Annotated in this window: 5 protein-coding genes; 1 reads left to right on the top strand and 4 read right to left on the bottom strand. The window is 62.1% G+C overall.

Translation table 11 applies throughout. The annotated features are described in order from the left end of the window. Positions 1–29: 29 nt before the first annotated feature. The 4 genes from ABI_RS14625 to ABI_RS14640 all read right to left on the bottom strand — a co-directional run bounded on the left by ABI_RS14625 (position 30) and on the right by ABI_RS14640 (position 8,194). Entirely contained in the window at positions 30–1,550 is a 1,521-nt protein-coding gene (locus ABI_RS14625; protein ID WP_040309297.1) for a tryptophan halogenase family protein, read from the bottom strand. Continuing rightward, on the bottom strand, positions 1,550–3,112 hold the full coding sequence (locus ABI_RS14630) for a tryptophan 7-halogenase (protein ID WP_006273808.1): 1,563 nt from the start codon (positions 3,110–3,112) through the stop codon (positions 1,550–1,552). The genes ABI_RS14625 and ABI_RS14630 overlap by 1 nt, the downstream gene beginning before the upstream one ends. After that, positions 3,109–4,641 carry a tryptophan halogenase family protein gene (locus ABI_RS14635; RefSeq protein ID WP_006273809.1) on the bottom strand — a complete coding sequence of 511 codons (1,533 nt, stop codon included), beginning with the start codon at positions 4,639–4,641 and terminating at the stop codon, positions 3,109–3,111. Before ABI_RS14635 ends, ABI_RS14630 begins: the two co-directional genes overlap by 4 nt. A gap of 166 nt (positions 4,642–4,807) precedes the next feature. Continuing rightward, entirely contained in the window at positions 4,808–8,194 is a 3,387-nt protein-coding gene (locus ABI_RS14640; protein ID WP_006273810.1) for a TonB-dependent receptor, read from the bottom strand. A 539-nt stretch (positions 8,195–8,733) separates the two neighbouring features. On the opposite strand from ABI_RS14640, the gene ABI_RS14645 reads away from it, so the two are divergent. Beyond that, positions 8,734–9,753 carry a cupin-like domain-containing protein gene (locus ABI_RS14645; RefSeq protein ID WP_006273811.1) on the top strand — a complete coding sequence of 340 codons (1,020 nt, stop codon included), beginning with the start codon at positions 8,734–8,736 and terminating at the stop codon, positions 9,751–9,753. Positions 9,754–10,015: the final 262 nt, after the last annotated feature.

Here is a 10,015-nt window from a genome sequence, read left to right on the forward strand (position 1 = left end):
GGAGTCAAAGCCAATTGCCGCTCTATCGACTACATCGCCGCGGCAGCACAATGCCGGGCGATGAAGGCATCGTGGCTCACCAACGGCTTTATCCGCGCCTGAATCGCCGCCTGCATGCGCGAGCCGCGCAGACGCACTTCATCCTCGCTGACCGCGTCGGCGACCGGGTGGTAGTCGCGCGGCAACACCCCCTGGCCGACCAGCACCGAGAACCAGCTCTGTTCCTTGAACAGTTCCGTCGGCAGCACGGCCGCCTGGCCGGTGGCGGCGAACAGATCCAGGCGCGACTTCAGGCTGTCGGGAATGCTCATGTTCTTGCAGTAGCGCCAGAAGGGCGTGTCGTCGCGCTCGGTCACATGGTAGTGCGCGATCAGGAAATCCTTGACGTTGACATACTCCGCCAGCATCTCGTCATTATAGCGCCTGGCGATGGCCGGCGTGATGCCGCGCTTGGGGAAGTAGGTCAGAAGCTTGGCCAGCCCGACCTGGACCAGGTGGATCGAGGTCGATTCCAGCGGCTCCAGGAAACCCGACGCCAGGCCCAGGGCGATGACGTTCTTGTCCCACATCTTGCGGCGGTGCCCTGTGACGAAGCGCAGGATCTTGGGATCCTTCAGCGGCTTGCCATCCAGACGCCCCAGCAGCTTGCCGATCGCCTCATCCTCGCTGACATACTCGTTGCAGAAGACATAGCCGTTGCCTGTGCGGTGCTGCAGCGGAATGCGCCACTGCCATCCTGCTTCCTGCGCAGTCGAGCGTGTGAACGGCGTTGTCGGTGCGTCACTGCCGTCGGCCAGCCGTGCCCGTTCGGTCGGTACGGCAGCGGCGCGATTGCACGGCAGCCAGGCGCTCCAGTCCTCGTAACCCGCCTTCAGGGTCTGTTCTATCAGCAGGCCGCGGAACCCCGAACAGTCGATAAACAGGTCGCCGGCGATGAGGCGGCCGTCCTCCAGCGCCACCGAGGTGAGATGACCGCCCTGCGGATCCTGGTTGACCTTGACGATCTTGCCTTCCTTGCGCACCACCCCGCGCGCCTCGGAATACCGCCGCAGGAAGCCAGCGTAGAGCGCCGCGTCGAAATGGAAGGCGTAGTTGAGCTTGATCGGATTGCCATCCGTCAGCCGCCCCATCAGGCCCTGGCGCGCCGCCTGGGATTCCAGGTTGAAACGGGTATAGTCGTCGCTGCCCCCCAGGGCCAGCAGGCGCTGCCAGAAGTGGGTGAAGGGCACGCCGTCGGTATCGACGCCGATGGTGCCGAACGGGTGGAAATAGGTATGTCCCACCCGGCGCCAGTTGACGAACTCGATACCCAGCTTGAAACTGGCATTGGTTTGGCGGACGAACTCATCCTCGTCGAAGCCGAGCAGGTCATTGTACATCCGGATCATCGGGATGGTGGCTTCACCGACCCCGACCGTGCCGATCTCTTCCGATTCGACCAGGGTGATGGTGTAGTTTTGCGTACCCAGGACGCGCGAGAGGCCGGCGGCCGTCATCCAGCCGGACGTACCGCCACCGACAATGACGATGTTTCTGATCTGAGCGTCCATCAGGCGTGAGTCCTGGTCTTGCCGGCTTCGAGATAGGCGGCGTGGGGTTTCATGGCGGCGACCTCGGTCTTGATGACGCCCAGCATGCGCTGGAAGGTCTGGATCAACTGGTCCTCGGGCAGAGCATCGACCAGGGGGTCGTAGGAGTCCGGCATCAGGCCATGGCCGAAGAAGATCGACAGCCAGTTGTCGGTTTCGAAGGTTTCGTCATCATATTGGGCGATGATGCCGCGCGTGCGGAACAGCTCGATCTTGTAGGCCAGCTCATCCGGCACCGGCATGGTACGCAAGGCGTCCCACACCTCCATGTCGGTATTCTGGTTCAGCTTGTAGTGGGCGATCTGGAAATCGCGCAGGCGGTCGAAATGGCTGGCCATGCGACGGTTATATTCCGCCCGCTCAGGTACCTGGGTCGTATCGAGGGGGAACAGGGAGATCAGGTTGGCCAGGCCCTGATGCACGGCGTGAAGGCCCAGATTATCGATCGGATCAAACACGGCGGCGGCCTCGCCCAGGGCGATGACATTACCGTCCCAGACGGCCTGGCGGCGCCCGCAGTGCAAGTCGTCCGCCACGGCATCCTGACGCAGGCGCAGGCCGGTCACGATGGCGGCCGTCTGCAAGGCGTCGTCGTCCGTCATCAGACCGCCGGCAAAGGCGAAGGTCAGCGAGGTCGCGTCGCGGACCGGCGCCAGATGGAGGCAGCCCTGCTCCAGGGCGCGGACCTGAGAATAGGCTGGAATGACCGCCAGCGCATCCGCCGAAACGGTGACGGTACGGTCGAAACGCAGCCACGGCTGCCAGCTGTCGAAACCGACCTTCCGCGCCTCGCCCAGCAGCAGGCTGGCCGTGCCGGTGGCGTCGATGAACAGGTCGCCGACGGCTTCGCTGCCGTCACTGAGGACGACGGCGGTGACGTCGCCGCTCACCGGATCTATCCGCGCCTCGATGTGCCGCGCCGGCCGGACCGACACGCCGAGGCTGAGCGCTACGCGCTTCAGCGCCTGAACATAGGGCACGGCCTTCAGGTGGGTGGCGAAGTCGCACGGCCCCAGATTGTCGGTATGGCTGTTGGGCAGGAAGAAGCGGCCCTGCTTGGCGGCGGCCGTGTTGAGCGAGAAATCCTCGAAATCGACCCGCATGCCGCCCTGACGCGCCTTCAGCCAGACCTGGGCAAAAGCCCGGCCGTTGATCATAGCGCCGTGGACGCCGTAAGGATGGAAGAAGGCGGGCCGCGACCGGCTGAAATTGGCGAAACTCTGACCCAGGCTGTAGACGCCTCGCACGGCACTGAGCAGGTCGCTTTCGCGCAGGCCCAGCATGCCGTGCAGCGAACTCAGGGCCGGCTGACTGGCATAGACATCGGACGGCCGCAACAGCGAGGGCAGTTCAACGACTTCGACCGTCAGCGCGTGACCGAGCGCCCGGACCAGGGCGTTGGCCGCCAGCCAGGCGGCGGCGTCGCGGCCAACGATAACGAGCTTGCGTATCGGTTGGGCCAAGTCATGGATCAGGTCATGGATCGGGTCGGGCATCAGATCGGGCGTCATTTCGGGGCTCATGCCGGCACGCCCTCGGATTCACGCACCGGCGGGATGTAACAATAGTCGCGGATGAAGTCGGCGTGTGTTGGCATGATGTCGACATTTACAGCGATGCGTTCGGAGATTTCCTCCAGCTTGGTACGGATCGTGTCCTCATCGAGGCTGTCGGCCAGGCGGTCATAGCCTTCGGGAACGATGTCCTGGCCGGTCAGCACCGCCAGCCAACTGGCCGGGTTGAACAGGCCGTCGCGATAGCGCACCAGATGGCCGCGGTGGCGGAACTGCTCGATCCGCGCCGTCAGGCTGTCCGGCACCGTCATCTCGCGCATGTGTGTCCATAGGGGTTCGTCGCGGGAATTGGCGTGGTAGTGCAGGATCAGGAAGTCGCGCACCCGTTCGTATTCGATGTCCATCAAGCGGTTGAACTCGGTGGCCAGACCGGGATTCCACGCCCGCGTCGGGAACAGGGCGATCAGGTTCATCACCGCGATCTGGACCAGATAGATGCTGGTCGATTCCAGCGGTTCCAGGAAACCCGAGGCCAGGCCGATGCCGATACAGTTCCGCGTCCAGGACTTCTTGCGGCGCCCGGCGGAAAACCGCAGCGGCCGGGGATCGGCCAGGGCGGCGCCATCCAGATTGCCCAGCAGGCGGGCCGCCGCTTCGTCGTCGCTGATGAAGCTGCTGGCATAGACATAGCCGTTGCCGGTGCGGTGCTGAAGGGGAATGCGCCATTGCCAGCCGGCCTCGAGCGCCGTCGACCGCGTATAGGGCGTGAAATCGCCGGCACGTTCGCACGGCACGGCCAGGGCGCGGTCGCACGGCAGCCATGGCGTCCAGCTTTCCCACTCAGCCTTCATCTCGCGCCCGATCAACAGGCCGATAAAGCCGGAGCAGTCGATAAACAGGTCGCCTTCGACCACCTCGCCGCTTTCCAGCGTCACCGAAGTGATGCGGCCACTGTCCGGCGCCTGGGCGGCGCTGGTAACCTTGCCTTCGGTGCGAACCAGGCCGCGCGCCTCGCCGAAACGGCGCAGATAGGCGGCATAAAGGCCGGCGTCGAAGTGGTAGGCGTAGGAAAAGGTCGATTTCAGCGACTGGCGATTGTCTGAGGGGAAATCGAACCGGAGCTGACGGGCGGTGACGATGGCGTAGGAATAGGCTTCCAGAGGTGTCGTCATGCCCATCTTGCGCGCGCGCGCCCACAGGTGCTGGAACTCAACGCCGCGGACCGGCTGGCCGAAGGCGCCGAACGGGTGCAGGTAGCTGTTGCCGATCCTGCCCCAGTCGCGGAATTCGATGGCCAGTTTGAAACTGGCCTTGGTTTCGCGCATGAACTCGGCTTCGTTGATCCCCAGGGCGTCGTTGAACTCCTTGATCTGCGGCAAGGTAGCCTCGCCGACCCCGACCGTGCCGATGTCGTCCGATTCGATCAGGCGGACGCTGGCGACGGCCGATCCCACCAGGGCGACGAGGCCTGCGGCCGTCATATAGCCGGACGTTCCGCCGCCGATAATGACGACTTTCAGGGGCACTGGCTGGGTCATGGTGTCCTCGGTGCCGCGGGTATGCGCGGTATTTTTATCGGAGAATCGTACAGGCTCCGCCCCTGCCAATCAAGCGCAGCGGATCGTGGGTCCCTGCGAAAAAAAAGACGCGCCGCAGACTGGGTCTGCGGCGCGTCTCCCTTGCCCCCATGAGGGATCAGGACGCTTAGTACTTCAGACGGAAGCCGGCCTGAATACGCTTGTCGTTCTGGAACCAGGCGTTCGGCAGCTTGGTGCCGCGGTTGTCGACTTGCTGCATCAGGACGGTGTCCGTGTTCAGCAGGTTCTGACCCTGGATGTTCAGTTCGATGTTGTCGTTGACGCGGTAGCGGATCGAGGCGTCAAGGAAGCCAGCCGCATCCTGCCAGATCGGGTAGCCGACGCAGCAGTCAGCCGCCGTGACCAGGTATTCTGAGCGCCAGTTATAGGCGGCACGCATAGCCAGCGGACCCTTTTCGTACATCAGCACGACGTTGTAGGCGTCATCCGAGAGGCTTTCCAGACGGTCCACGGTGATGCTGTCGAACTGGGCGTTGACACCGCCGCCGCCCGTACCCAGGCCACCGGCCGTGGTGCTGGACAGACCGGCATTCTTGATGCCGGTGTTCTTCAGGTGGGTGTAGTTGGCTTGGATACCCAGGCCATCAAACGGTGCCGGCAGGAAGTCGAAGAAACGCGTATAGGCGATTTCGTAACCCTTGATCGACGCGCCTTCACCATTGACCGGACCCGTCTGCAGGACGTCACGGGTCACGCCGTTGTGCGTGAGAGTGACGACCGAACGGGTGCCGTTCTGGATGTAGTCGTGGAACTGCTTGTAGAACAGGTTGAAGGTAAGCGAACCCACCGAGCCGAAATAGTATTCGGCGGTGACGTCGAACTGGTCGGCCGTGGTCGGCTTCAGGTACGGGTTACCCGACGAGGCGGTGTAACGGTAACCGTTGTACGAGCAGGGTTGGCCAACGGGGCAGTTGACGCGGCGGTTGGGCTGCGGATCTCCGTTCGGAAGGTTGACCCCGGTGCCGTAGACGATGTTCGGATTGCCGGCGACAAGTTCCTGCTGCGTCAGGGTGGAGCCCTGGACGAAGAAGAAGTTGCGCAGCAGGCCCATATCGGGACGCGACATGGCGCGCGAGGCGGCGAAACGGACCAGCCACTGATCGGTCAGATTGACCTTGATGTTGAAGCTGGGCAGGAAGTTGCCGAGCTTGTTCTTGGCGATGGCCGGGAACTGCGGGTCACTGGTGATTGCGCCATCGCGGAAGGTGACGTCGTCAACGGAGTGGTTGGTGACGCAGTTGGGCGCCACGGCGAACTGACCAGCAGCCAGGGCCTGGTCGATCTGCAGTTGGGTCAGGCCGACGTCGCAGTTGTTGGCTGCGTATTCGAAGCCGTTCGGGAACTGAACGCCGCCGCCCTTCGATGTGATCTGGGTTTCGACATAGCGGACACCGATATTGCCGCTGTAATCGAAGCCGAAGATCGTGTGATCGCCACCAAACTTGGCCTGGACGTAGATGGCCGAGGTCTTTTCGCCAATCGCCATGATTTCGGCCGGCGTGTAGCAGCTGTTGGCCACTTCGTTCGGACGGTCACAGATGGGCGTCCACACACCGATACCGGTGCTGGCCTGGCTCATCGCCTTGCTTAGGGCGGCACGGTCCTCGAGGATATCGAAGTTGAAGAAGGCAAACTGGTTGGCGCCTGTCACCAGGTTCTCGCCGTGCAGCAATTCCGTGCCGAATTCGGAAATGTTGTACAGGCTGGAACCGCCCGGACGCGCCGAGGTGTCGATGTTCCAAGTCGCAGCATTGTTGCTGTACGTGTTGGAGATGTTTTTCCAGTTGTAGGTCGACCAGTTGACGTCCTGCTCGCGGTTGGCGTAGCGGACACCGGCCTTGATGGTTTCCAGCCAGCCGTCCATCGAATACTGAACGTCGAAGCGGGTGGCGAACTCGGTACCTTCCGAATCTTCGGTGTGGTCCATGACCGCGTTGTAGTAGTAGCTGTTCGGGTTCGACAGGCCGTTCCACGCATTGTTAGGCGCGTTGGAAATCTGGTTGACGTTGAGCGGCTTACGCAGATCCATGACCGGATAGTCGCCCGTCATGTCCAGATTGATGTTGGCGTACGAGTTGATATCAACTTCGATATCGTAATTCTCAACGCTCGCCTTGACGTACTGGATGTCGAAGTTCGTCTTCAGGCGGTCATTGACGTCCCACTTGAAGTTGAACGACAGGTCAGACGTGGTCTGTTCGTTGATGCTGTAGCGCGTGGCAGTGCCCAGACCGGTACCACGACGGGCGGGCGAACAGCCGTTCCAGCCGTAGCAGGCATTGACCATTTGCGTGCCAGCGCTGTTCTTAGCCACCTGTGCGGAACCGGCGTTGTCGCCGCCCCACCAGCCGATGTCGGAGGTGATCAGACCGCTCTGGAACAGGCCTTCATCGGTGAAAGTGAACTGGTTGTTGGCGTCCAGCTCGGCCATGGCGGTGCCGTTGGTCACCTGATAACCGAGGGGTTGCGCCCACAGGTCGAAATAGCTGCCCTGGACAACGCGTTCATGCCACTCGTTGGTATAGGTCGAGGTGTTGAACTGCAGGGTAGCCAGCTTGGTGCGGTCGGCATCCTGCCACTGAGCGGCAAAAGCCAGGCCGTCACGGGTACGGTCATAGTTGTTGTCGCGATAGGCGCTGCTGACCGGGATATAGGCGAAGTTGTGCTGCGTGTCGGCGTTGTTCTGGCCGAACTGGTTCGTCTTACAGGTGCTGACGTCGGTCAGCGAGTAGCGCGAGGCGCAGAAGATACCCATACGGCCGAGCTGGATGCCCTGGCTGGTCGTGGCGACGTCCGAGTGCGCAAAGTTCAGCATGACGCCGACTTCGCCGCCATCGATCGTCCAGCGGTCGGAATAGATGCCCGAGAATTCACCCGTAGCCTTTTCGGCCAGGTCGCCGTAGCCGATATCGGCCGACAGAGCCATCAGACGGCCCTTCGAATCGAACGGCACGCGGGTGCGCAGGTTGATCGAGCCGGCGATGCCGCCTTCAATCAGTTCAGCGGTCTGGTTCTTGTAGGTATCGACGCCAGCCATCAGTTCGGGCGAAACGTCACCCCATGACAGGCCGCGCGAGGAGTTGGCCGAGAAGGTGTCGCGGCCGTTGAATTCCGAACGGACCTGATTCAGGCCGCGGACCAGAACGCCCGACGGTTCGGCCGAGAAGTGGGCCGTATCGGAAGCGGCGGCAAAGCGGTTAACCGTGATACCGGCAACGCGCTGCAGCGCTTCGGCGACCGACTTGTCCGGGAACGAACCAATGTCGTTGGCCGTGATCGAATCGACAACCGTATCGGCGTCGCGCTTGATTTGCTGCGCGCTCTTCAGCGAGCGGCGAACGCCGACGACGACGACGGCATCGCCGGCGTCAGCCGCCGGAGCGTCTTGAGCCGCGACCGGAGCCGCTACGGCCGCAAACGCCGTCAGGGCGAGAACCGAAACCCCGCCCTTGAGCATAAGGCCAGCGAGGCCCTTGCCTTTAGAAATCTTCATACCTTCTTCTCCCTAATTGTCCTTACGCCAGGCCCGAGCTCCTGCCGGTGTAGACCACTGAAACCGAAACGAACGCGTCAGCTTATAAAGCGATTTGGTAAACCAGGTCATAACCTGATACCCGTCACATAATCCACCTGATACCACACTGATTTTGACGGATGCGTCAAAATTCGAGTGGATTGTGGAGGTGGCCTGACGGGCCGACCTGTAAACGCTTCTCAACCTGATTAATTATTTCGTCTTTCCAATTGTTATAGAAATGACATGAGGTTGGCTAGCCTGATTGTGGCAGGATTTGCCACAATCCACGCCACAATGGCATGAATGTCACAGTTTGGCCAAACAACCTGGCCTGACAACCTGGCCAGACACCCCGCAACGGCCGCATTACGCAGACATATACGCCGGTCACAGGAAATAACGATTGCACGTGTACATCGGGCGCGAGACCAGGGCAGGATCCGCCCTTGTCAGCCGCCAAACCATAGCCTACCTGTGGCCCTGTCGTACGCACCATCATACCAAGACCGTCACCCATGGACCACATTTCCGCCCTCCCGGCTGTCGAAACCACGGGCCCGGCGACGCCCGAATCCTTTGCCGCCGTGATTCAGGCGGGCCGCCCAATCCTGCTGAAAGGTCTGGTTGCGGACTGGCCGGCGGTCGGACTGGCCAGGACCTCAGCGCAGGCCGTCGCCAGCTATCTCAAATCGCTCGACAACGGACAGCCGACGACGGTGATGGAGGGCCATAGCGGCATGAAGGGGCGCCTGGCCTACGCGCCGGACATGCACGACTTCAACTTTCACAAGCGGTCGAAGACCGTGTCAGCGGGAATCGACCAGCTCCTGGCGGCGATGGACCAGCCGAATCCCTTCTACACCTACATTCAGTCAACCCCGACGCCGGACCACCTGCCGCGCTTTGCCGCGGACCATCCCAACCCGGTCCTGCCGCCCCAGATCGTGCCGCGCATCTGGATCAGCAATGCCACGCGCGCCCAGACCCACAACGACCACGATCACAACCTGGCCTGCGTCGCCGCCGGCCATCGCCGCTTCATCCTGTTCCCGCCGGAGCAGGTGAAGAACCTCTATATCGGCCCGATGGACCACACGCCGTCCGGCCGCGCCATCAGCCTGGCCAGCCTGGAGGAACCCGATTTCGCTAAGTTTCCGCGGTTGAAAGACGCGCTTGAGACGGCCCAGGTCGCGCAGATGGAACCCGGCGACGCCCTGTATGTGCCGAAATACTGGTGGCACCATGTCCAGTCGCTGGACACCTTCAACGTGCTGGTCAACTACTGGTGGGGCGGGGCGCCGGATAACCTGCTCAACCCGATGGCGCCCTTCCTGTCGGCCCTGCTGGCGCTGAAGGATCTGCCGCCGTCCGAACGCAGCTACTGGCAGGCCATGTTCGCGCACTATATCTTCCAGATGGACGGCGATCCGGTGGCCCACATCCCGCCAACGCACCGGGGCGGGCTGGGCCGGCCGACGGCGCAGACACGCGCCGCCCTGATGACAGCGCTGAAGAAGATGGCCGCGGGTAGTTGATTAGCGGTTGCGCTTTGCTCGACGCCATAAGCGCGAGCCGTGACGGGAAATCGCGGGTCTATCGGACGCGATGTGGTCAACGCCACTGGCAACGATCAGGCTAAATGACTCTGCCCATTTTTGAAATACTAAGTCTGCAGTTTATTGGCTGTCCAGACTATTTGAAGGCGCACACTTACCACCTGTTCCGTGAATAACTTTGAGCCATTGCTCTCCATGAGGGTCATTCGGGATGCGGCGCAGGTAGTCTTCCATTAAATCT

The sequence above is a fragment of the Asticcacaulis biprosthecium C19 genome, assembly GCF_000204015.1.
In the GTDB taxonomy this organism is placed as follows: domain Bacteria; phylum Pseudomonadota; class Alphaproteobacteria; order Caulobacterales; family Caulobacteraceae; genus Asticcacaulis; species Asticcacaulis biprosthecius.